We start from the raw sequence: 23,377 nt of genomic DNA, 5'->3' as shown, positions 1-23,377 counted from the left end.
CTGAATGAAAAAGCATACGCTGGCCGTGATTAACAAAAATGAACGCATAGTGTATCGAAAATGAACAGTTTTAGGAAATATTTAATTTCAAAATGATTGATTTATAAGTGTCCCAGCGCCGGCATTTTCTTAGTGTGCTATAATCTATCCTATACGCAAAAAATATACTATGGTTTTCAATTATTTGAAAGTGGGACTCCGGAATATCTTGAGGTACAAGATATTTTCTTTTATTAACGCATTTGGATTGACTTCCGCCATGTCGGTTTGTATGTTGATCATGCTGATGTTGGCTGACCAACGGAGTTACGATCAGTTTAATATGAATAAACATAGCATCTATCGCATTCTCTGTGACAGAGCGGATTTCAGGCATCCTTATGCTACCAGCCCCTTTCCCCTGGCAGGAACACTGAAGAATGAGAATACTGTTGTCAAAGACGCTACTCATCTGGTGACGGGCATTGGCGGAGATGCCCTGTATAAAGGGAAATCCATAGAAATGCGTGGTTATTTTACCGACCCCTCTTTTTTCAATATATTCAGCTTCGAGCTGGGCAAAGGAAATAAGGAAGAGGCGCTGCGCGCTCCCAACTCGATGGTCATAACCGCCGGTATTGCCCGTCAATTGTTCGGGGATGAAGATGCTGTGGGCAAAACGGTGGAATTTACCGACCGGGGATTATCGATCTACACGGGACAGGGTGGAGCAGGAACACCGGTAAAATGGGGCACTTACACCATCACGGGTATTATCGCTGATAAAAAATATAAATCCCATCTGAAATTTGACGTGCTTGTTTCCAGTTCCTCTATGCAGGTACTTATCGATAGTAAGAAGTACGGTGATATCAGCACGGATTGGAAAGATTTGTATCACTGTTATACCTATGCCTTGATTAATCCGGGTAAAAGGGAGTCTGATCTGAATGCTTCACTGGATCGCCTGACATTGGCAACCTATAAGGATATCCCGGATTTTAGAAGTTTCAGATTAACAGGACAAAGACTCACCCATATGTCACCGGGAATTTTACTCGGCAATGAACCCAATATTACTTTGCCGCGGGTGGTGTATTATTTTTTATCACTTTTGGCGCTTGTGATCATGATTTCCGCCTGTTTGAACTATACTAACTTGTCTATTGCCAGGGCACTGACCAGGGCAAAAGAAATAGGTGTGCGCAAAGTGAACGGGGCCACCAGGAAAAATATTGTTTTTCAATTCTTAAGTGAATCAATATTGATCTCGTTATCAGCGCTCATCATGGCTCTTCTTTTTCTTTTTGTTCTCAAGACCGCCTTCCTGCACCTTTGGGTAAACCAATACCTGCATTTTGATCTCGAAGGAAATCTGACCGTTTATTTTAGCTTTATTGGGTTTGCCTTGTTGATCGGACTGTTGTCCGGTATTTACCCGGCCCTGTACCTGTCAGGATTCCAGCCTGCTAAAACACTCAGAAATTTAACGGGTATGCGCCCGGGAAAATTTGGAATGAGGAAGATATTGAGCGTTACACAATTTGTTATTTCACTGGTCTTTATTATCAGCTCATTACTAATATTGAATCAGTCGACGCATTTCCTTAAATTCAAATACGAATTCAATCCCAAAAATATTGTGAACGTCGACCTACAGGGTAATAGCTACACGGCAGTTTCAAGTGTACTGGGTATTGTACCGGGGGTAGTCAATGTTTCAGCCTGTGATTACATTCCAGTTACGGGTAGATCAGAAGGGATAAGCTTAAAGAGAGTAGGAGGCAAGGAAGAATATAAGAACCTTATTATCCTCCATACAGATGAAAATTTTACAGATAACCTGGAATTAAAGCTGGTAGCTGGTAGAAAACTGCCGGCCGGTAGTGCATCCGGACATTATTTATTGGTAAATGAGGCTGCCGTCAGGGCATTTGGTTATAAGTATCCCACCGAAATAATCGGGCAGGTATTAACATCAGAAGGTGATGACAGTACCTCACTGGAGGTGATTGGCGTACTTAAAGATTTTCATATGAACCTGGATCACGACCGGATTCAGCCTATGGTATTACAAAATTATCCCGGCCTGTTTAGATTTACTAATATAAAGATTGCATCCGGAGATACCAGGACTACGCTCGCCAACCTGGAAGCAAAATGGAAGACCATTGATCCGGTTCATCCCTTCAAGTATCAATTCTTCGATGATCAGCTGGCTGCCACCTCCCAGGGCTTCTTCGATATCGTTTCCATCCTCGGGTTCCTGGCTTTTATCGCCGTAACCATTGCCTGCCTGGGCATGTTAGGAATGGCCACCTATAACACTGAAAGAAGAATAAAAGAGGTGGGTATCCGAAAGGTGTTAGGGGCGAACAATACCGGGCTAGTGCTGCTGCTCTCCGCAGCATTCATTCGGATATTGCTGGCAGCCGTACTGATTGCTGCTCCGTTGAGCTACCTACTTAACAATTTATGGCTTCAGAAATTTCCTAACCGGGTAGAATTTGGTGCAGGAACTATTTTGTTGGGGACCCTCATATTACTTGTACTGGGACTCATCACTATTGGGTCGCAAACATTACGCGCGGCAAGACGTAATCCGGTAAATGCCATCCGAATAGATTAGATGACATATTATCCGATGACTTGCTCAATCTTATACCAAATTCCATACGAATGCATAGAGATTCCTGTGTCAGGGAACAAACAACTTCCAGTGTCCTTCAGAGATGACTTCAATCGCGCCGTCATTTACCTTAATGGCGGTTTGATCGTCAATCATATAGGAAGGCATGGGCAATGTAGCTGCTAACTTTTCCAGGTTGGCCAGCGAATTCTCCGGAAACCATTCATGATCCAGATGTGGATGCAGGGCAAAATCAAGCAATTCCAGCGACTTACTGCTTTCGGCCGGCAGTGTATGGTGGCCGTACGTTGTTCCAAAGCGGGTCATCACCATACTTCCCGCGCTCAATCCTACGCAGACTGTTTTGCGCAGCAGTGATGGCAAGAGAGCTGCCAACCCGGAGTGCTGTATCCAATAGGTCAGATACTGGCAGTCACCACCGCCCATCAGCAAAGCATCCGTTTCCTGGAGCATGGGAATCCAAAGCTCCGGTTTGATGCTGAGCAACGTGGTAAGCTCCAGTATACCTAATGACTTCCAACCCAATTCACAGAAAGGGTCACCGAGTGATCCGTTAATCACGCTTCGTGCTATGCCAGCACCGCCCGGCAGGGCGTATATCGCAGTGGGTACAAAAAGGGCGCTTGCTTCGGCAACCGGTTTTCCCAGGAGATCAACCAGCGCATTGTGAATGCTCGTGTTGCTAATGCCCGCGGAAGTGAGAAGAAGTTTCATAGTTTCTTTCTTTGGTCAAGAGATGGCGCTGCCTGTCTTCATGATATGCTTTCAGCAAGTCAGCAAGCAAAAATCGACTAATAAGATGTATTGGACAAGGGGCAAATACGACAGATTAAAACCGGAACGGGCGTCGGTCTTTGCCTACACCCAGAAATTAACCTGCAGCGCGCTTGATTTCAGTTGAATAAGATTACTGAGTCTGCCAAGGTCCATTTGTAAGAGGTTAATACCCTGCAATACTTTACTAAGGGCTTGTTTGCGGGTATCGGCAGCTTCAGTGAAATCAATGTTTTGCCACCATCCCGCAATCATGGGTATTTTGGGGGTGATCTCCCTGACCGCATTTCCCGCAATTCTTCTGGCCTGGTCGCTGGTCCAGGTATTGGTATTGATTTGCCCCTCCAGGGATTGGAACAGGTTGGTGGTATTCTGAAGCATCTCATCTACATACGGCCGTATATACTGCTCGTTGATCTTCTGATAGTCATAGGGCAGCTGGCCGTGGCCCGGATTAGGCGGGGTCTTGTAGGTAACTCCAAAGTTTTTGGCCATATCCATTACCTCATGTAAGGTGTGATAGGCAAAATCGCTGGTATGATTATATTCCAGGCGCCAGAAAGCAAAAATAGCTTGGGCCAGCGCGTTGAATTCAGCAGGACGTCCTCCTGCCCATTGCGCCATATTCAGCATCCGTACCGTTGTCATTGACTGGCCGGCCCAGACCGGCAGATTCAGCCGCCTGGCTAACTTGGTGCTGGGCGCATCTTCATCCCTGGAAGCAGTGGTTAATCCCATACCACGGGCGCGCTTGTCTTTGACCTTGTCTTTTTCTTTGGTTAACGCAGTTTCAGTCGCCGTGCGCTCACCGGTAGCGTCAACATCCGTAGTGACCATTGCGTCTGCATCGTTGTCTACCGGGATCAGGTGCTGACCGGCCGTGACCGGGTTCCAAGGCTGGTGTTTTCCGAAATATTCTGTGATATCATGAAGGAAAATGACCTTATCCCGTAGCCGGAATGCGCCTGGGTTTGTCAATATATCCCATTTGGTGTTGTAAGTTACTTTCAGTTCCTGGTGTCCGAATTCATCCGCTGCCTTACTCATTTCCTTTTCATAATGCCCATACAGTGTCTCCGACTGTTTTTCATTCCCTTTTATAGAACGGATCAGGGTTTTATTGGATTTCAGCTCTTTGGTGATCTCCAGGTACCTTTGCGGATGAGTATCTTTAAGGGCTTCAATTTTTAACCGTACTTTATGCACCAACCCGGTTAAAACTGCATCCAGCTCCGGATTCTGATATACTTCATTCGCCAGGGCCTTTTCCTGTTTACGGCCTGGTGCGGCGTTTACCCATCCTACCAGGGCCATTGCTACTTCGATCCAATTGTTATATTCCCGGTTCTGTTGCTTACGGCCATAAATAGGATGTTTACCATATCCTTTTACATTTCTGGGCCTGTCGTCCATCCATTTAGCCAGCTGGTCAAAATAACGGTAGCTGGAAAGCAACGTAACTTTCAGCGCTGTCATTTGTTGATGCCGCTCCTGTTGGGCAGGCAGATCTGCGGCTGCCTTGTTGATCTCGTCATCCAGAACATCCACCATCTCGATCCAGGCCATTTCCGCAAAATTCTGAAGGGTCTCCAGCGTATCTTTTTCACCTGATACTGTCCAGTCCTTTTCACCGGCTACAGCTAGCTTCCGCTGGATTACTTTAGGCTGGCCGGGAGTAAAGCGGGATGTAACGGCAGGCAGGGACCTGGCTGTGCTGCCGGCGCCTATATTTTCTGCAATACTACGGGAATTGGGAGACGGGATCCTCTCGTTTATGGGCGTTAGATAGGACATGAGGGAAAAGTTGAGGATTAATACGCTTATTATTTACTATATAAATATACCAAAAAGAATCACATCAAATTAATTTAGTATCCTCCTCGTTATAGCCTTGGATGGTGCGCCCACACTGTCCATGAAGGATGGCGCTCATCCCCAGGTTTCGACTTGATCCGACACCACAAGAAAAGAAAAATAAGAGGTAACAAAAAAGCCCTACAGTATGGAACCGTAAGGCTTTTTCTTTAATGCCGGCCTCACTGTACAAAATCAGCACCTTTTTCTATTCGATTTGAAATAATTTATAAATGCAAGTTTTTGATAATGAATTAATTGTGTCTTTTATTGTGATTCGAATCTAATAACGTCCTGCATAAGGATTTCAGTTTTGAGGTTTATCTTTATGCGGATCAGTGTGAAAACAAGCATCCAGAACAAAGTCTAGACGTGTACGGATTCATAATTTATTTACTCAGCAACCGCCTTTGTGAGGGGCACGTTTATAAATTATTTTATTATCTCGTTCTACATAATCGCCTGATACTATTGGGTATAAATATTTAGGCGCGTGCGATACACTATGGCTCCTTATAATTATTTTGTCGTTAACTTTCAGGCTATGCAATTGCTGAAATTCATTGTTAAAGTTGAAAAAATTCCCGTCAGACTTTTCCGGTCCAAAACTCAGAATATAGTCGTCACCATTAATCCTGGCCATCACTCCGAAACCTAATCGTGAACCTGGCGGAAGAGAAAGAGCAGTTACAACAGCCTCCATGTTGGTAAAAGCACTTATATACTTCCTTATTTTCGCTTCCCCGGCAAACACTTTTTTACCTTCGGGAGACGCTTCCCATTTTTTGTACTTTATACCCTCAGGGGTAGCCTCCCATTTTTCCCTTTCGGCTTTCATTTCGGCAGCAGAGAGCGGCTTTGGGGTTGATTTTTTAGAAGTTTCATTTTTCATTTCGCGATTAGCAAATACTAGTCCGCTTACCACAACCAGCGGTAAGACCAACGCATAAATAACTTTTTTCATATTTTTTGTAGGTTTAATTAACATAGATCTATCTCCTGATGAATCAGATCCGTTTAAGGCATTTTTTTTATTTTTCATATCTTATAAAATTGATTTCAACGAAATTAACTTCCTACTTTTCAGCCTGGAAATTTGGATTGTAAATAATAATGTAACCTTTGTAAATAAATTGTAAATGGTATGTCGGATAGCCGAAATCTCCTCTCCGGGAAACGCAAGTACCTGTTCGGATTGATATTACTCTCGTTTATCTCTATAATCTGTGTGGCTTTCAGCATGAAAGGAAACGACGATTTTGACATCGCCAGAAGGGAAGTTTTACTCCGCAGAATCGGACATGAACTGCTTTTACAGTCGGGCGACAGTACGTCAAGGGTACTTCCGGTAAAAACGATTGGAGAGAATGAATACCGGATCAGCTTTGAGAATGCTTTTACTTTTCAACCCGACTCACTTGTAAACATTACGCAACGTTTGTTAGCAAAAGACCCGCTCGCAGGTGATTATGTTGTTAACATGCTTAACTGTGGCAACGGCACTGTAGCCTATGGATTTGCTATTTCCGCAAGTAGAAAAGAGGATATTATAGCATGTAGAGGGAGAAAACAACCCACAGCATGTTATATGGTGGACATTAAGTTTAAACCAACGGACATAAATATTGCCCGGAAGGGATACCTTCTGGGCAGCCTATCAGTTTTAGCATTCGTTGGATTTATTTTTCTGAGGTCTGCTAAGCCGCGGAGAGTCCCGCCTGACAGTCAGCGTATTGGTGTGTTCACTTTGGGGTCGATGTTGTTCGATGTGGAGGCTCGCAGGCTTGTGATAAATGGGAAGACAATAGACTTAACTGCTACTGAAACGCGTGTACTGCACATTTTCGCGTTGTCTCCAAACGAGACTATAGAACGAAGCCGGTTGCAGAAAGAGATATGGGAAGATGAAGGGGTTATTGTAGGTCGCAGTCTGGATATGTTCATTTCAAAACTTAGAAAAAAACTGGAACCTGACCCTGACATCAATATTGTTGTTGTGCGCGGCAAAGGATATAAGCTTGAAATTAGCTCTTAGGTGCGTAATTGCATTCGTATCACAAAGCAATTATATTTTGATAAGAATTAAAAGTGGTGACGCTGATTTCTTACAAGAATCAGTACAAATACGCCTACACCAGTAGAAACCCGGATACACTAAAACCAATCATTATGAAATGTAAACAATGACTTATCATAATACATCTTAACTTCATCTCATGATCCCCATACATTCACTTCCGGAGGAGCAGGAGATAAAAAAGTTGACCGCTGTAAATTCCCACAGCATCTACCGGAAAAATTCGCACCGCGACAGCCACTACCAGTTTGTGATCCTGGAGAAAGGCAGCTGCGTGGTGGCCGTAGATTTTAAAACCATCCCGCTGAAAGCCGGTCAGGTACTATGTATCCTGCCTGGACAGGTACATCGTGCTTTGTCTGCGCGGCAATGCCACGCCTGGATATTTTCTGTCAGACGGGAATGGGTACACGAAAATTACCAGTTCGTGTTTAATAGCGCGGTACCTTTCACCGGCGCTATCAGGCTGCATAAACAAAAGGCCGCCGCACTCTCTCATAGTATCTCCCTTTTATATGAGTTCTATACCAGCAGGAAACATTTTCATTTTTCATCTCAACTGCTGCACGCCACTACTGACCTCTGCACAGGTATCTGTGCAGATGCCTATAGCGAGCATGGGCCTGCACGTCAGCAACCTGGCTCCCGGCCAGCACAGCTGCTCCACCAGTTCAGGCAATTGCTTTCACAACATTATATTACCATGAAAAGTCCTGCTGACTACGCCGCCCGTCTCCACATCTCCCTCTCCTATCTCAACGAAGTGGTAAAAGAGCAAACCGGTATACCCCTAAGCCGGCACATACAGGACCAGGTCATCACAGAAGCCAGGCGCATATTGTATTATACCGATATCTCCATCAAAGAACTGGCCTACAAGCTGGGATACGATGACTACTCTTATTTCTGCCGCTTATTTAAACAGATCAGCGGCATGACGCCCGCCCAAGCCAGGAAAAGTTCCCGCGAATAATCCTATTCTTCCCCTGATTCCTGTCTTGCCTCACACCCCTTGTTGAATGACCTTTGCACCGTTTAACTGACCAAACAGTTCTTCAACGCAAAGCATGAAAAAAATACAGGTAGCTATTACAGGTGCAGGCATCAGCGGCTTATGCCTGGCGCAGGGATTACATCAGCAGGGAATAGATTTCGAGGTATTTGAAAGAGATGAAGCACCGGACAGCAGAACACAGGGCTACAGGATCAGGATAGACCTGAACGGCCAGGAGGCGCTCCGCTTCTGCCTTTCCCCGGATACATATACCTTGTTCCGCGATACCTGTGCTATCCCTCATCCCGGCGTGCGCACGCTGCAGCCAACGTTGGACACTGTTAATGATAAATGGATTTACTCCTGGATGGACAGCAGCAGCGATGATGCCGCAGACCTGAAGGCGCACCGGCTCACACTGCGGGAGATACTGATGGGCGGTATCAGGGAACATATTCACTTCAATCACAATGCCGTAAACTGGGAAGTGCGCAATGACGGGAAGATAGCGCTATACTTCCCGGATGGCAACATGCATGTATGCGATGTGCTGGTAGCCGCGGATGGCGTCAATTCTGCCATTGCCCGGCAGCTCTTCCCCGGCTCTGCACCTGTGGATACAGGTAATATCTGCATCTACGGGAAAACCTTACAGCACAACAATGCCGTTGCTGATATACTGAAAACCGGCACCTCTACCATATTTGACGCCGGCCTGGCGGTGATCATCGATGCCATGAAATTTAAAGCCTCTCCGCAAACACTGGCCGATGAATCCGGAAGCGGCATCCGGCTTACTCACGTTGACGACTATATGTACTGGGCCATCATCGGCCATCGTTCAGCACTCAACATCAGCCCGGCGCATCCGTTGAGATACACGCCTGAAGCACTGCATAGTATGATAGGTGAACGTATTCGTAACTGGGCGCCGTCTTTGCGGGCGCTGTTTGAACAAGCCGATATGTCCATGGCCACCATTATCCCCGTGAGAAGCGCCGGCACACTGCAACCAAGGCTGCCCAACACAATAACCGGCATGGGAGATGCACTGCATGTGATGAGTCCCGCCGCCGGACTGGGTGCCAACACCGCACTACAGGATGCGGCCCTGCTCGCTGCCAACCTGGGAAAGGCCGCGAGTGGAACATGGCCCTTGACAACTGCCATCGCAGATTATGAGCAGCGCATGATCAGCTACAGCAGCGCAGCCGTGCATGCATCAACAGCAGGAGGGAAACAATTGTTTGGAGAAGCTGACTAACTCTGTATTTTAGTCCCCGATATTTATGTGCAAAAGTTCGGTAGTTTTTAAGCGGCCATAGCGCCGATATTAAAGCATTTGGAATAGAGTCGTTTTATTTTATTACAACTCAGCTCCAGACCTAAGTTTGAAAAAATAGTTTCTGTGAGAAACGTGTTATAGAACGAGGTTTTGATGCTCCGTATGGAAAAGGGGGTATGCTCCTTTTCGGGTAACCCGGCCCAACAAGTAAGTTTCATTAATGATACCGTCATGAGCGGAAAATTAAAATGGTTATATAATTTGGGTTCACTAACAGCCGGCATTCTTCCAGGCCCATGTATTGTTTGGCGTCCCGGATCAAAAATTCAATCTGGAACCGTAAACTATAATAACGTATGATCTACCGGCTTCCATATCGATGTACGGTGTTATCATTTAGTAAACGCTATTTTTTCGTGTAAACAGATCTACTGCAACTACAGCTGTTGCGCTATATGGCGCTGTACAGGTACTATTACAAAATCGTTCAGTTTTGAACAGAGAAATGTCCGTATGCGAACAATTGTCTACCGCCCAAAATACGTAATTGGCCCAGCAATCGCATTTTTTAGATATGGCAACTTATTTGCAGCACGCAGGTGCCTTCAGGTATGCGCGTTTGAGGAAATTGGCCGGCAGCATTAACATCCTTATAGAAAAAAACGATTTATGTTAAGAAACTATTTCAGGATTGCCTGGCGGAATTTAATACGCCGTAAGGGTTACTCGGTAATCAACATACTTGGCTTTGCCCTGGGAATTGCATGCGCAATACTCATCTTTACGCTGGTAAAATATCACCTCAACTTCGACCATTTCCACCCGAGCGAGGACAGGATATACCGTGTGTATTCCGAGCTTCATGAAGACCAGGTAAGTTATAGCCCAGGCGTGCCCTCCCCGTTGCCTGAAATATTCAGGGATGATTATACCGTAGCCGAAAAGGTGGCCAGGATAACCATGCTGTCAAAGAAGATCATATCCACCACAATAGACCAGAAGTTTGAAGAGGAGATCGTTTTTGCTGAACCAGCATTTTTCGACATCTTCAACTTCCCGTTACTGCGCGGCGATAAAAAAACGATGCTGGCTGATCCCAATGCTGCTGTTATTACTGAGCGGATGGCTAAGAAATATTTTGGATCAGCGGATCCAATTGGCAAGACCCTGTACCTGGATGATACGCTGGCCTTCACTGTTTCTGGCATATTAAAGGATTTGCCGGCTAGTACTGACTTCCGGTCGGAGGTATACCTGCCTTTCCAAACCCTTAAAAATCATAGCCCCTCGATGGCCAGGAAGTGGTGGTTTAACGTGAACGAGGAGTTCCAGGTGTACCTGCTGTTACGCCCGGGCGTTACCCCTGCAGCGGTAGACAAACAGGTGCTGGCAGATATTTCCACGAGGCACTATGATAAAAAGATGGCACAGGTGTTCCGGTTCAAACTGCAGGCGCTCTCCGATATACATTTCAACCCGGATCTGAACGGCATTAAGCTAAACGGGCATGTGGACAAGAAGAATCTGTGGGCATTGATGTTCATAGGTTTCCTGCTCATTGTCTCCACCTGCATCAACTTTATTAATATGAGTATTGCCCAGGCGCAGGGGCGGTCTAAGGAAATTGGCGTAAGGAAGGTATTGGGAAGCCTACGTGGGCAACTGTTCAGCCAGTTCATTATAGAGACAGCCCTGATAGCAGGTATTGCCATGTTACTGGCATTTGTAATAGCGCAGCTGGCACTTCCCTCTCTGAACGTGCTTTTTGGTACGCAGGTAGAGATCAATATTATCCATGACCCGGTCCTGCTCATATTCCTGTTGCTGTTGTTAATAATAATTGTATTCATTTCCGGAGGATACCCCGGCCTGATCATAGCGACCTCACAGCCGGTGCTTGCACTTAAGAACACGTTGTCCAAAAAACAAATGGGCGGTTTTTCATTGCGAAAAGGACTGGTAGTTACACAGTTTGCCATCTCGCAGCTGCTAATCATCGGCACCATTGTTATTGCTAACCAGATGCGTTATACCAGGCAGGCAAACCTGGGTTTTAAACAGGACGCCATCGTAATGCTGCCCGTTCCGGATAATCATATTACAACCATAAGCACGCTACGGTCGCAATTCTCCCAGATAGCAGGGATTGAAAAGGTGACCTTCTGTGCAGACGCGCCTGCTTCAGAAAATACGCCCAGTACCGGTGTACGCTTTGCCTCCCGTCCGGAGATGGAGAACTTTTCCATCTTCTTTAAGGCAGGGGACGACCAGTATATATCCACCTTTGGACTGAAAATACTGGCTGGACGTAACATTTTTGCGTCTGATACCGTGCGTGAATTCCTGTTCAATGAAGAAACGGTAAAGAAATTAGGGCTCAAGAGCTTCAAGGAAGCGCTGGGGCAAACGGCTGTCATTAATGGTAAAACGGGTACGGTAGTAGGCATTGTGAAGAATTTTCATAACCAGTCTTTACACGGCGGAATAGACCCTATTTACATCTCTACCTCAGATCACCACTACCACAATTGCGCATTAAAGATCAATATAGCGAACCTACGGCCTATCATGGCCTCTCTTGAAAGCACCTGGAAAACGGTAAATCCCAATTACATCTACAAATACAGTTTCCTGGATGACCGCATTGCACAATTCTATAAGTCTGATGATATGTTCTTTAAGCTTATCCAGGTCTTTACCATTGTTTCTATCATTATCGGCTGTTTTGGCTTATATGGACTGATCTCTTTTATGGCAGCAAGGAAGACAAAGGAAATAGGTATCAGGAAAGCGCTGGGGGCAAGTGTGGAAAACATTGTGTGGTTATTTGGCAAGGAATTCCTGTCTATGTTATTTATGGCATTTATGATTGCCGCCCCGCTGGCATGGTGGACCATGACTAAGTGGCTGGATACGTTTGCATATCGGATAGGGCTTGGATTAGGCGTGTTCGTGCTTGCGATCCTTATTTCATTGCTAATTGTAACCTTCACCATAGGATACAGATCTATAAAAGCAGCACTGACAGACCCGGTAAAATCGTTGAGGTCTGAGTAAGTCAATGCTTACAATGTCTTATGTCACCATTTGAAACGCATTGAAATGGAATGTAATGAATTGTAATACAAATCACTACATATGACGAGGAATCTACGTAGAGTGGGTGAAGTTACCCTATAACCTACTCACTGGATTACTCTATAGCTAAGTTGAATTCAGATGCAATTAGGTGGTGTGTGAGAAAAAACAAAAAAGCCCGCAGATCTACGATCTACGGGCTTTTGCGACTTATTTTGTAATAAAGCATTACAAAGGAAATGTCTAAAAAGTCGGGACGACTGGATTCGAACCAGCGACCTCTTGCACCCCATGCAAGCGCGCTACCGGGCTGCGCTACGTCCCGTATTGACGGGATGCAAAAGTAGGCAATTATTTCATTTTTCAAAATTATAAGTATACTTTTTTTGAAAAATGTTTAAGCAGTTAATTATTAAGAGGAAAAGACCGGCACAGTCTTTTCACTGGTTAATTGGCGATACCCGTAAAGGTGATTACGCTGGAAGGCGGCACGGTCAACACATAGCTGCCGTTGCCTTGCGGTGCAGCGGCGCTGCCCTGCTGCCAATGTGTACTGGAGTTGTCAGCAGTGAGGTAGGAGCTGATGGCTCCCGCGGTAAAACCAGACAAGTTTAGTCGGCAGTGGGTTTCATTACTGCCCGGGTTGATCACCACTACGCTGAATTTACCTGTCGCAGGATCTTTATAGGCAGATACTTTCAGGGTGGAGTTATTGGCCAGGCCGGCGTTGAAACGATAATAGCCGGCATGTACGAAGCGGGTGAACTGCCCCATGACGTCGAACGTTTTCGGATATACGAGACTGCCATCTGCATTGGCGCCTATCAGCGATTCATTGTTATTGAATGCCAGCATACCAAGCCAGTAAACGTAAGCGTTTACGTTGCATACCGCCAGGAATTGATGCATGTTTACGGCCAGCTTAAGACCTCCCACCATGGTGCCGTCGTATACGCCGCTGTCGTCGCAGGCTTCGGTCATCCATACAGGTTTGTTACCGGTAGCATAATTCCAGGTGACGGGATTGGGATTCAATCCTCTTTTTCCTAAGATCAGGTCGCCGATTTCTACATATCCATGACCCGCGAGGATGTCTACATTACTTTTGTCCATGCTGGAAAGGAAGGTGTTAGCGGTACCCCAGGCGGCATTCTCGGAAGAAATGATCCTGGTGGAGGTAAGCCCTTTGGCATTTAAAGCGGGACGGAGATTATTGGTGATAAACTGTCCCAGGTGCGCGGCAGTCCAGTAGGACGATGCCCAGGATGAAAAAACATTTTCAGGTTCATTGCTGGGAGATACGCCATAAAAGTTAATGCCTTCATCCTGGTAGGCTTTGGTAAATCCTGCTACGTAGTTGGCAAAGTCCGTGGAGCAGCAACTGTAATTGAGTCCATTGAAATTTTGGCCACTTACACTGCTGGTGTTGGTTTTCATGTACAGTGGCGGTGTCCAGGTGCTGGCAAACATAATCGGTACCTGGTAACGTTCTTTTACTTTTTTGAAGATCCAGAGCTGCGCGATTTGTGCTTTTTGATCGCTGGTTAACGCCTGGTAGGCAGCGCTGTTAACATCCATGTCTACACTGCTACCCGCCGGCTTGATGGTCACTGCGCCGCTGGGTTTGTCGAAGGGATAAGTGTACAGCACTTCGCCGCGGATCATGTTCAGCTGCAATCCATCGGCGCCCCAGATTTGTTGCATGATCGAATCCCGCTTGGGCGATTCAAAGAAAGGAGTAGCGCGACCGGCAAACGAACCAAAACCATCAATGCGTTGATAGGTGGTGGTCCAGTTGAGGGTGATGGTGGCAGTGTCGATAGTGGCCAGGGTTGTAGTGGCGCTGGCGCTTAATTTTTCGGTGTTGGCAAGGGTAGGGTTTTCCTGCATGTTTTTCGTACAGCTGCTGCCAGCCACGAACATAACAAAGAGAGAAACGCTGATTGCCGTCAGGTTTTTTTTCATTTGTTTAGCGGATTTGGGTTTGTGAATGTTTATTTAACAGAAAATACAAGACATGTAAACCTGTTTACACCGGTTAACAATCACACCTCATCACGTGGCAACAGGAGGTAAAGGCACACCGCAAATAATAAAACCGCAATGGAAAAGGTAAGATTAAGGGTTTAGGATAACTATACTTTTCCTTCAATGTTCACTGAGGTAAACGTTTTAATTTCCAGGTAACGCTTACGCGAATACCAAGATAAGAATAATTTGTTTAGAATAAATATACTGTATTGAAATTTTTTTTATTGCAATAAAGAGGGGATGCGGGACCGGATTAATCCCGCTTCCCGCCGCGGCTTACCAGGTATATAATGAGGCCTGCAACTACTGCTACGGCGAATATACCTGTCCATACACCAGCCTTGAATATACCGCCTATTACTTCACAGCTGCTGAGAAAAAAGACCAGGCACAAGAAAAACCAATAAGGAAAGCGTTTCATAGTATTCAGTTTTAGTGATATATCTCATCGGACATATCCTGTACCAAAATATATTTGTACTTGTCGAAATAATTCACAAGCTTTAACAGATCAACCAAAATAGCTATGAATACAGGGAAAGCCCACAAATCAGGTTTACGCGTGGTGGCTTCCCATTCCTCACTTTGGGGACGCTTTCTACAAGGTGACCGCCACGCATTCGCCGAAATATATGAGGCCCACATCAATGACCTCTTTCACTATGGAATGCACTTTTGCCAGGAAAAGGAAAGGGTGAAAGACTGCCTGCAGGACCTGTTCCAGGACTTATGGAGCAGCCGCACCCACCTGTCGCCCAACGTACAGCATATACGTTATTACCTCCTCAGCAGCCTGCGCAGGCGACTGCTCCGCGCATTGCGTAAAGACCGCCGCTACCAGCACCGCGAATCCTGGGAAGCATTCGAGTTTGAATATACCCTGCCACAGGAAAACCAGTTGATCATTAATGAAACCATAGAAGAACAAAAACGCCTTCTCCAGAAAGCCCTGTCAGCCCTTACCCGCCGTCAGCGGGAAGCTATCTACCTGCGCTTCTTTCAGAACCTGCGCTACGACGAAGTGGCCGACATCATGTCTATGCAGGTCGACTCCGTTTATAACACCATCTCCAAAGCCATCGGCTTGCTTAAAAAACAGCTCCCATTACCGCTCCTGTTGCTATTATTGGGAAAATAAAAAAAAAGTTGACGAAAAGTGATGAGATTTCATCGGCGACCTGCTCTTTAATGGAAAGCAGGTTCCTTTGACAGTCCGTAACTATTTATCATATACAGCCTCTGAGCTGGCCATGGATGAAGACTTCCAGGACTGGGTGTTGCATCCCGGGCAACAAAATTTGTTCTGGGAAACATGGTTGCAACAACACCCGGAAAAGGAAAGTATCGTCAACGATGCCCGTCAGCTGGTACAGGGTATCCGCTTCCGCGCCTATAGCCTCACCACTGCCGATAAAGAGCAGTTGTGGGAGGCCGTCTGGAACGGGCTGGAAGAAACAGAGCCCACTGCGCCGGCTAACGTCTCCTGGTGGAAACATGCATGGAAATATGCAGCGGTCCTGCTCCTGGGAATAGCGCTGGGCGCTGCCTGGTGGGGCATACAAGCTGCCCGGCACCGGCAAACGCTCCTCAGCACCTACACCCGCCTGGGAGAAACGAAGGCCCTGCAATTGCCCGACGGATCAGCCGTTACCCTCAACGCCGACTCCCGCCTGCTATACGCCGTTTCCGGCGATGCCCGCGAAGTATGGCTCGATGGAGAAGCCTTCTTCCAGGTAAAACATACCGCCAACGCACAACAATTTATAGTGCATACCTACGCTAATCTCAACGTGGAAGTATTAGGCACGCAGTTTAATGTCAACAGCAAGGGGAAGAACATCGTAGTGGTACTGCAACAGGGAAGTATTTTGCTCAACATCGCTGCACCCCGGCAGGGAAAGGCGGCTGCACTGTACCTGCAGCCGGGCGAAATGCTTACCTACAACAAAGCCGATGGCGACTATTCCAAGAAAAGTGTAGCTGCCGATACCTACACCTCCTGGCATACCGGCCGCCTCACTATGGAAGATTATACACTCCGCGATGCGGCTGCCTTTATGCAGCAGGTATTCGGTAAAAAATTAATTGTATCCGATACAACGCTATACAATGATAAAGTATCAGGCTCCATGCCGATCATCTATAACCCTGATACCATGATGACACAGCTGGGAAAAGTATTCCGTATGCAATTCAACCAAAGAGGCGATGAAGTTTGGATCCATAAGAAGTAAGGATCGCCGCTTATCAGTATAAGTAGTCTTATTCTTAATCGTTAAAACCTATTCAAAATGAAAAAAGGTTTACGTGTTTTGCTAATGCAAGCATTGGCCCTGTATTTCCTGTCCCAAACCGTGTCGGCCGAAACGCTGGCCCCTGAATTCCCGCAGCTCCCCCCGGAAAATGTCAACAACACCGCCCCCGGAGCCGATTTGAAAATAGTATTGCACCAGATCGAAGAAAAATTCAGCGTATCCATTGCTTACAAAAGCAACCTGGTGAAAAATAAAAAAGTACAACTGGCAGTGGCCAGCTGCCAGTCGCCCGAAGAAGCCCTGGATAAAGCCCTGCTGCCCTTTAACCTCCGCTATGAAAAAGTAAGGGACCATTTTTATATGATCAGTGAAAAAACACCGGCCGCCACGCCTGCCGGCTCCGCCATGGTACAGCAACAGCACCCGGTAAAGGGTATAGTGAGAGATGAAAAAGGCAACGCCTTCCCCGGCGCTATCATCCGGGTAACGGGCACGACTATAGGAACGGTATCCAATGCCGATGGTGCCTATGCCATCATGGCCCCGGGTAATAGCAATGATCAGCTGGAAATTACTTTTATTGGGTATGAATCACAGCGTATACCCGTTGGCGGTAGATCGGCTATTAATATAGTCATGAAAGAAGGAGCCAGCGCCCTCAATGAAATCGTGGTAACCGGCTATACTACCCAAAAGAAAAAGGACCTCACCGGATCCGTGGCAGTAGTAAATATTGATAACCTCATTAAGCAGCCTTCCGCGCAGATAACAGAGCAGCTGCAGGGACAAGCATCCGGCGTTACGGTGATAGGCTCCGGCCAACCCGGCGAAGCACCACAGATCCGCATCCGTGGGGTAAATACTTTTGGCGCCAACTCACCATTATACGTAGTAGACGGCGTACCCACCACCGATATCTCCGACCTCAATCCCAATGATGTAGCCAGCCTGCAGGTATTGAAAGATGCCGGCGCGGCGTCTATCTACGGCGCCCGCGCTTCCAATGGCGTCATCATCATCACTACCCGTCGTGGTAGCGGAAAGGTAAAAGTTGCCTACGATGGCTACTATGGCCGCCAATCTCCCAAACACGGCAATGTGTGGAATACCCTCAATCCACAGGAACAAGCCAACCTCCGCTGGCTGGCCTACAAAAATTCAGGCGCCGACCCCGGCACCGATCAGTACGGCCATGGCGCTACACCAGTGATCCCGGACTACATATTGCCCTCCGGCAAAATGGAAGGCGATCCGGCAGTAGATCCCTCTAAGTATTATCTGAACCCCAACTATACCGACCTCACCGACTATGGCAACTTTTACCAGATTGCAAAAGCCAACAAAGTAGGCACCGACTGGTACCACGAAGTTTTCCGTCCGGCACCCATCACCAGCCATAACATTGCCGTGAGCGGTGGGGGCGATAAAGGCAACTACCTCTTCTCTCTTAATTATTTTAATCAGCAAGGCACTTTAATCAATACTTACCTGAAAAGATATACGGTACGTTCCAACACTCAGTATAATGTCAGCGATCATATCAGGGTAGGGGAAAACCTGGCCTTTGCCATGTCGGAAAATCCTTCGGTGGAAATCAACTCTGCTGATGCCGCTATTGGTCACGCTATGCGCGAACAAAGTATTATACCGGTATACGATATCAAAGGCAACTATGCCGGTTCTGCCGGCGACGCCCTGGGCGACGCATTCAACCCCGTTGCCATGCAGGCCCGCACCCGCAACAACAAAGGGTTTAACAGCCGCCTGTTCGGAAATGTATATGGGGAGGTAGACTTCCTGAAATACCTCACCTTCCGCACCAGCTTCGGTGGAGAAGTGTCTTCCGGCTGGTCACATTCCTTTACCTACCCGCAATATGAAAACAAGGAAAACAGTACCAGCAACTCCTATACAGAAGGATCTACCAATGCGCATGCCTGGACCTGGACCAACACACTGACTTATCACCAGACGTTTCATAATACCCACGACCTGAAAATCATTGCCGGCACAGAAGCATTCGACAGCCGCAATCGCAGTGTAGGCGGTACTACCAAGGACTACTTCACCTTTGCGCCTTATTTCCCCGACCTGACTACCGGTACCGGTGTGCAAACGAACTACAGCACCCGGCAGGAAGAAGGCCTCTTTTCCCTGCTGGCCAGAGTAGACTATGCCTATAGAGATAAATACCTGCTGAGTGCCACCGTTCGCCGCGATGGCTCCTCCAAATTCCTGAATAACCCCTGGGGTACTTTCCCCGCTATATCAGCAGGATGGCGCATCTCGCAGGAAGAGTTCATGAAACCGGTCACCTGGATCAGTGACTTAAAGCTCCGTGGTGGATGGGGCATCATGGGCAACCAGCTCAATCTCGGCGTCAACAACGGCTATTTCCTCTACGGCGGTAAACGCAGTTCTTCCTATTACGACCTGGCCGGCGTCAACAATGGGCTCACAGCCGGTTTTGCCGGTACCCAGATCGGTAACCCGGATGCGAAATGGGAGAGTGATATCAACGCTAACGTAGGGATAGATGCAAGCTTGTTTAACGGACAATTTGATTTCTCGATAGACTATTACCGCAAAGACATCAAAGACCTGTTGTATAACCCCGAATTGCCCGGACTGGCGGGCACTTCAGCGCAACCCTTTGTTAATATTGCCCGCATGAAAAATGAGGGCGTCGACTTATCGGTAGGCTGGCATAAAACCATCAATAAAACATTACAGTTCAATGTAACCGGTACCTTCACCACCTATAAGAATAAAATCAGCAAGATCGCTGATGGCGTTGACTATTTTGATAGTGATGGCCGCCGTTTCGATGGCAGCAATATTATCCGCAATGCGGTTGGTCAACCGGTATCTTCTTTCTTCGGGTATAAAATCGTGGGCTTCTGGAATGAACAGGCGGAATTAACAGCTGCGGATGAACAAGCGCGGAAAGCCACCAGCGATCCCCAGGCTACCTACCAGGAAGGAGAAGGGCTGGGCCGATTCCGTTATGCCGATGTAAATGGCGATGGTATCATCACGCCCGATGACCGTACCTTCCTCGGCAATCCCAATCCTGATTTCTCCTATGGTATCAACATTGGCGTAGTGTACAAGGGATTCGACTTCAGCATGTTCTTCTTTGGAACACATGGCAACCAGATATGGAATAACGTACGCTGGTGGCGCGATTTCTATCCCTCTTTTGAAAGCGCTAAAAGCAAAACAGCCCTCTATGATTCCTGGCGCCCCGATCACCACAATGCTACGGCACCTATACAGGAAAGAGACGGATCTACCAGTACCCAAAACGTTCCCAACTCTTATATGGTGGAAAACGGCGCTTACCTCCGCTGCAAAAATATGCAGTTGGGATACACGCTGCCGGCAGGCTTGCTCACCCGCCTGCACGTAGAAAAACTGCGGGTATATCTACAGGCAGCCAACCTGTTTACCATCACAAAATATTCAGGACTCGATCCTGAAATCGGTGGTAGCAATATCACCGACTTCGGCGTAGATGAAGGCGCTTATCCCAACCAGCGCCAGTTTCTCATTGGCGTGAACCTGGGATTCTAAACATTGCTCATTTAAAAAAGTATGATCATGAAATCATTTTATCATATACTACTGGGCGCAACTACGGTTATCCTCCTGGCGCCGGGATGCAGCAAAAGCTTCCTGCAACGCACGCCGCAATCTTCCCTGGAAGAAGCTGCCCTCACCAATAAAAAAGGCGTAAATACCTTGTTGATAGGAGCCTATGGTGCGCTCGACGGACAGGATTTTAAAGATGGCGATATGGTTAACCTCTCGGGGGGCAGCGGCTATGCTGTGTCGCCCGACAACTGGATTTATGGCAGCGTGTGCGGTGGGGATGCCCATAAAGGCAGCGACCCAGGCGATGCATCGGCCATCCTGCAGATTGCTACATTCGTAGGCAATGCCACCAACGGTTTCTTTAACGATAAATGGAGGGTAGATTATGAAGGCGTACGCCGCTGCAACTTCGTGCTGCATGTACTCAACAACGTAACCGATATGACCGCCGATGAAAAGAAAGAACTGGCAGCGGAAGCCCGTTTTCTACGCGGACATTTTTATTCCGATCTGAAGAAGATGTTTGATCACGTCCCCTGGGTAGATGAAAACTCCGCCAGCTATTCCCAGCTGCATGTGGATGACTACAAGGTGCCCAACGATAAAGACATCTGGCCCATGATTGAAGCCGACTTCAAATTTGCCGCCGATAATCTCAACGAAATACAAGATGTGATAGGTCGCGCCAACAGCTGGGCCGCTAAAGCTTACCTGGCCAAAACTTATCTCTATGAGAAAAAATATGCGGAAGCCATGCCTATTTTTGAAGATGTGATAGCTAATGGCGTCACCGCCAAAGGAACGAAGTTTGCGCTGGTGACAAAGTTCCACGATAACTTCGATGCTTTCACCGAAAACAACAGCGAAGCCGTTTTTTCGATCCAGTACAGCGCTAACGATGGCTCCGGGGGCACCGGTAACGCTAACCAGGGAGAGATGCTGAATTACCCTTATAATGGTCCTTTTAGCTGTTGTGGTTTTTATCAGCCCTCACAAGACCTGGTCAACTCCTTCCGCACCGACCCGAATGGCTTGCCCTACCTGGATGATTTTAATCAGCATCCGGTGAAAAATGATATGGCCATTGGAAGCAATGAGCCATTTACACCAGATGCCGGAAACCTGGATCCACGGCTCGACTGGACCGTAGGTCGCCGGGGTATTCCCTTCCTGGACTGGGGCAATCACCCGGGTAATGACTGGGTACGTAACCAGCAATCTGCCGGCCCTTATGCTGCCATCAAGAATGTATATATGCAGGCTACCCAGGATAAATACTACGATGGCAACGGCTGGGCGCCGGGAAATGCCATTAACTATGTGCTCATCCGCTTCTCAGATGTATTGCTGATGGCGGCAGAGTGCCAGGCCATGGCCGGTAGCCTCGACATCGCACAGGATCATGTTAATGCGGTGAGAGAAAGAGCTGCCAACCCGGTAGGCTGGGTAAAAACCTACATCGATCCGGATCATCCGCTGGCTGGATATACCAACACTCCGGCAGCCAATTATAAAATGGAGGCCTGGCCGGCAGGTAAGTTCAGCGCAGGGGGACAAGCCTGGGCCATGAAGGCAATACGATTTGAGCGTAAGCTGGAACTGGCCATGGAAGGACATCGTTACTTCGACCTGGTACGCTGGGGCATTGCGCAAACAGAGCTCACCCGCTATTTTACGTATGAAAAAACGATCACGACAGACATTGCTACCGGTAGCTTTGCACCCAAAAATGTGAGATACCCGATTCCGCAAAGACAGATAGACCTGAGCGTAAAAGGCGGTAGCCCCACCTTAAAACAAAATGATGGTTATTAGGCCGGCCGTTCTGCCCATTGTAGCCCACCGGCCAGGGTACGGTTGCTGAATTCGAGATGGATCACCCGCCGGTTATGTCCATTGCTGCTACGCCCGGAGGCATGCATCAATAATGGACGCATCATCATCACGCCCCCTTTTTTAACGGCGCAACATACCTCCGGCGTTGCGCCGAAATCTATGCTATCTGCCCGGTATATCCCCTTGCGGTGTGTGCCGGGCAGTACTTTTAAAGCCCCGTTCTGTTCATCGGTATCATCAAGGTGAATACGTATCGTATAGTTGCTTTCCAGGATATCGGCAGGAGGCTGAACAGCATATTGCTCCTGCTTTACAGACCATCGATCATATCCCGGCACCGGCAGTTTTGCTGCTACGGAAATGGTTAAATCCTGGTGCCAGGCTACTAACCAATTCGAATCGCCGGGTTTATCGAAGTAAATAGATTTTACCAGGAAATAATCTTCCCCCAATAATTGCCGCACGATCTGTTGCAACGCAGGAGAAAATACCAGCGCTGCTATGGCCGGTACTTCCTGTAAAAAACTGCGGATGGCAAACAGGTCGGCGGTCCTCCTGAAATTGGGACCTGTCTGATCGGCGCCGGCAATAGTAGTCAACATCGCATCTACAGCAGCAGCAGAAAATACGTCCGGTATAATGGTAAACCCGGCTGTATCTAACCCGGCGGCATAAGTGGAAAGGTGGTGATCTTGCATGTACATTACCAGTTAAATGGATACTCGTTGACCCAATGAAAGCCACGGCTGATCAGCGGCATGGCATTCAGATCCTGCTGCTTCAGGGCTATATGCAGGCTATCCCCGTTCATTTTACTCTCCAGCATAAGTAGCCCATGAGCAGCCAGCTGGTCGCCGATCCGCAAATGTACCGTATCCCGCTCACTCCAGAAGGATAAAGTGTGGTGCACGGTATCCGTTTTCATGTTATAATATTCCTTGCTGTTGTCTTTTTTGCGGGCTACCAG

At 47.4% G+C, this 23,377-nt stretch carries 16 protein-coding genes and 1 tRNA gene; 9 read left to right on the top strand and 8 right to left on the bottom strand.

Annotation, left to right across the window (positions count from 1 at the left end):
- The first annotated feature begins 169 nt into the window (after positions 1-169).
- On the top strand, positions 170-2,608 hold the full coding sequence (locus tag FHW36_RS26335) for an ABC transporter permease (protein ID WP_145673644.1): 2,439 nt from the start codon (positions 170-172) through the stop codon (positions 2,606-2,608).
- A gap of 69 nt (positions 2,609-2,677) precedes the next feature.
- Here FHW36_RS26335 and FHW36_RS26330 read toward each other — a convergent pair whose 3' ends face one another.
- The 3 genes from FHW36_RS26330 to FHW36_RS26320 form a co-directional block, all read right to left on the bottom strand.
- On the bottom strand, positions 2,678-3,343 hold the full coding sequence (locus FHW36_RS26330) for a Type 1 glutamine amidotransferase-like domain-containing protein (protein ID WP_145673642.1): 666 nt from the start codon (positions 3,341-3,343) through the stop codon (positions 2,678-2,680).
- A gap of 144 nt (positions 3,344-3,487) precedes the next feature.
- Complete coding sequence (locus FHW36_RS26325) at positions 3,488-5,197, bottom strand: hypothetical protein (RefSeq protein ID WP_145673640.1); 1,710 nt, start codon at positions 5,195-5,197, stop codon at positions 3,488-3,490.
- A gap of 457 nt (positions 5,198-5,654) precedes the next feature.
- Complete coding sequence (locus FHW36_RS26320) at positions 5,655-6,299, bottom strand: hypothetical protein (RefSeq protein WP_246121233.1); 645 nt, start codon at positions 6,297-6,299, stop codon at positions 5,655-5,657.
- Positions 6,300-6,401: 102 nt separating this feature from the next.
- On the opposite strand from FHW36_RS26320, the gene FHW36_RS26315 reads away from it, so the two are divergent.
- From FHW36_RS26315 to FHW36_RS26300, 4 genes are all read left to right on the top strand, one after another.
- A complete protein-coding gene (locus FHW36_RS26315; RefSeq protein WP_145673638.1) occupies positions 6,402-7,292 on the top strand; it encodes a winged helix-turn-helix domain-containing protein in 891 nt (296 codons plus the stop codon).
- 181 nt (positions 7,293-7,473) lie between these two features.
- Positions 7,474-8,307: an AraC family transcriptional regulator gene (locus FHW36_RS26310; protein WP_145673636.1), complete on the top strand. Its 834-nt coding sequence runs from the start codon at positions 7,474-7,476 to the stop codon at positions 8,305-8,307.
- 94 nt (positions 8,308-8,401) lie between these two features.
- The gene (locus FHW36_RS26305; protein WP_145673634.1) at positions 8,402-9,592 is read left to right on the top strand and encodes an FAD-dependent oxidoreductase; all 1,191 of its coding nucleotides are present in this window, start codon (positions 8,402-8,404) and stop codon (positions 9,590-9,592) included.
- Between the two features lie 690 nt (positions 9,593-10,282).
- Positions 10,283-12,670 carry an ABC transporter permease gene (locus FHW36_RS26300; RefSeq protein WP_145673632.1) on the top strand — a complete coding sequence of 796 codons (2,388 nt, stop codon included), beginning with the start codon at positions 10,283-10,285 and terminating at the stop codon, positions 12,668-12,670.
- A gap of 272 nt (positions 12,671-12,942) precedes the next feature.
- On the opposite strand, the gene FHW36_RS26295 is transcribed toward FHW36_RS26300, so the two are convergent.
- The 3 genes from FHW36_RS26295 to FHW36_RS26285 all read right to left on the bottom strand — a co-directional run bounded on the left by FHW36_RS26295 (position 12,943) and on the right by FHW36_RS26285 (position 15,143).
- Positions 12,943-13,016: transfer RNA gene (locus FHW36_RS26295), tRNA-Pro, on the bottom strand.
- A 122-nt stretch (positions 13,017-13,138) separates the two neighbouring features.
- Positions 13,139-14,656 carry a glycoside hydrolase gene (locus tag FHW36_RS26290; RefSeq protein ID WP_222429193.1) on the bottom strand — a complete coding sequence of 506 codons (1,518 nt, stop codon included), beginning with the start codon at positions 14,654-14,656 and terminating at the stop codon, positions 13,139-13,141.
- A 319-nt stretch (positions 14,657-14,975) separates the two neighbouring features.
- A complete protein-coding gene (locus FHW36_RS26285; protein WP_145673630.1) occupies positions 14,976-15,143 on the bottom strand; it encodes a phosphatidate cytidylyltransferase in 168 nt (55 codons plus the stop codon).
- A 105-nt stretch (positions 15,144-15,248) separates the two neighbouring features.
- On the opposite strand from FHW36_RS26285, the gene FHW36_RS26280 reads away from it, so the two are divergent.
- From FHW36_RS26280 to FHW36_RS26265, 4 genes are all read left to right on the top strand, one after another.
- Positions 15,249-15,860, top strand: coding sequence for an RNA polymerase sigma factor (locus FHW36_RS26280; RefSeq protein ID WP_145673628.1), 612 nt, complete (start codon positions 15,249-15,251; stop codon positions 15,858-15,860).
- A 67-nt stretch (positions 15,861-15,927) separates the two neighbouring features.
- Entirely contained in the window at positions 15,928-16,956 is a 1,029-nt protein-coding gene (locus FHW36_RS26275; protein WP_145673627.1) for a FecR family protein, read from the top strand.
- A gap of 57 nt (positions 16,957-17,013) precedes the next feature.
- The gene (locus tag FHW36_RS26270; protein ID WP_145673625.1) at positions 17,014-20,553 is read left to right on the top strand and encodes a SusC/RagA family TonB-linked outer membrane protein; all 3,540 of its coding nucleotides are present in this window, start codon (positions 17,014-17,016) and stop codon (positions 20,551-20,553) included.
- A gap of 27 nt (positions 20,554-20,580) precedes the next feature.
- A complete protein-coding gene (locus FHW36_RS26265) occupies positions 20,581-22,389 on the top strand; it encodes a RagB/SusD family nutrient uptake outer membrane protein (protein WP_145673623.1) in 1,809 nt (602 codons plus the stop codon).
- On the opposite strand, the gene FHW36_RS26260 is transcribed toward FHW36_RS26265, so the two are convergent.
- Together FHW36_RS26260 and FHW36_RS26255 are read right to left on the bottom strand one after the other, a co-directional pair.
- Positions 22,386-23,108: a phytanoyl-CoA dioxygenase family protein gene (locus FHW36_RS26260; RefSeq protein WP_145673621.1), complete on the bottom strand. Its 723-nt coding sequence runs from the start codon at positions 23,106-23,108 to the stop codon at positions 22,386-22,388. The two genes, FHW36_RS26265 and FHW36_RS26260, sit on opposite strands and share 4 nt — an antisense overlap.
- Before the next feature lie 5 nt (positions 23,109-23,113).
- On the bottom strand, positions 23,114-23,335 hold the full coding sequence (locus FHW36_RS26255; protein WP_145673619.1) for a hypothetical protein: 222 nt from the start codon (positions 23,333-23,335) through the stop codon (positions 23,114-23,116).
- Positions 23,336-23,377 lie beyond the last annotated feature (42 nt).

The sequence above is a fragment of the Chitinophaga polysaccharea genome (genome assembly GCF_007829335.1).
Taxonomy (GTDB): Bacteria; Bacteroidota; Bacteroidia; order Chitinophagales; family Chitinophagaceae; genus Chitinophaga; species Chitinophaga polysaccharea_B.
Note: the sequence above shows the minus strand (reverse complement) of the source record. Positions and strands in the feature narration are given on the sequence as shown.

What these genes read in the sequence shown, in the direction of transcription:
- FHW36_RS26335 (WP_145673644.1), top strand. Translation starts at nt 170, where the DNA reads ATGGTTTTCAATTATTTGAAAGTGGGACTCCGGAATATCTTGAGGTAC.
- FHW36_RS26330 (WP_145673642.1), bottom strand. Translation starts at nt 3,343, where the DNA reads ATGAAACTTCTTCTCACTTCCGCGGGCATTAGCAACACGAGCATTCAC.
- FHW36_RS26325 (WP_145673640.1), bottom strand. Translation starts at nt 5,197, where the DNA reads ATGTCCTATCTAACGCCCATAAACGAGAGGATCCCGTCTCCCAATTCC.
- FHW36_RS26320 (WP_246121233.1), bottom strand. Translation starts at nt 6,299, where the DNA reads ATGAAAAATAAAAAAAATGCCTTAAACGGATCTGATTCATCAGGAGAT.
- FHW36_RS26315 (WP_145673638.1), top strand. Translation starts at nt 6,402, where the DNA reads ATGTCGGATAGCCGAAATCTCCTCTCCGGGAAACGCAAGTACCTGTTC.
- FHW36_RS26310 (WP_145673636.1), top strand. Translation starts at nt 7,474, where the DNA reads ATGATCCCCATACATTCACTTCCGGAGGAGCAGGAGATAAAAAAGTTG.
- FHW36_RS26305 (WP_145673634.1), top strand. Translation starts at nt 8,402, where the DNA reads ATGAAAAAAATACAGGTAGCTATTACAGGTGCAGGCATCAGCGGCTTA.
- FHW36_RS26300 (WP_145673632.1), top strand. Translation starts at nt 10,283, where the DNA reads ATGTTAAGAAACTATTTCAGGATTGCCTGGCGGAATTTAATACGCCGT.
- FHW36_RS26290 (WP_222429193.1), bottom strand. Translation starts at nt 14,656, where the DNA reads ATGAAAAAAAACCTGACGGCAATCAGCGTTTCTCTCTTTGTTATGTTC.
- FHW36_RS26285 (WP_145673630.1), bottom strand. Translation starts at nt 15,143, where the DNA reads ATGAAACGCTTTCCTTATTGGTTTTTCTTGTGCCTGGTCTTTTTTCTC.
- FHW36_RS26280 (WP_145673628.1), top strand. Translation starts at nt 15,249, where the DNA reads ATGAATACAGGGAAAGCCCACAAATCAGGTTTACGCGTGGTGGCTTCC.
- FHW36_RS26270 (WP_145673625.1), top strand. Translation starts at nt 17,014, where the DNA reads ATGAAAAAAGGTTTACGTGTTTTGCTAATGCAAGCATTGGCCCTGTAT.
- FHW36_RS26265 (WP_145673623.1), top strand. Translation starts at nt 20,581, where the DNA reads ATGAAATCATTTTATCATATACTACTGGGCGCAACTACGGTTATCCTC.
- FHW36_RS26260 (WP_145673621.1), bottom strand. Translation starts at nt 23,108, where the DNA reads ATGCAAGATCACCACCTTTCCACTTATGCCGCCGGGTTAGATACAGCC.
- FHW36_RS26255 (WP_145673619.1), bottom strand. Translation starts at nt 23,335, where the DNA reads ATGAAAACGGATACCGTGCACCACACTTTATCCTTCTGGAGTGAGCGG.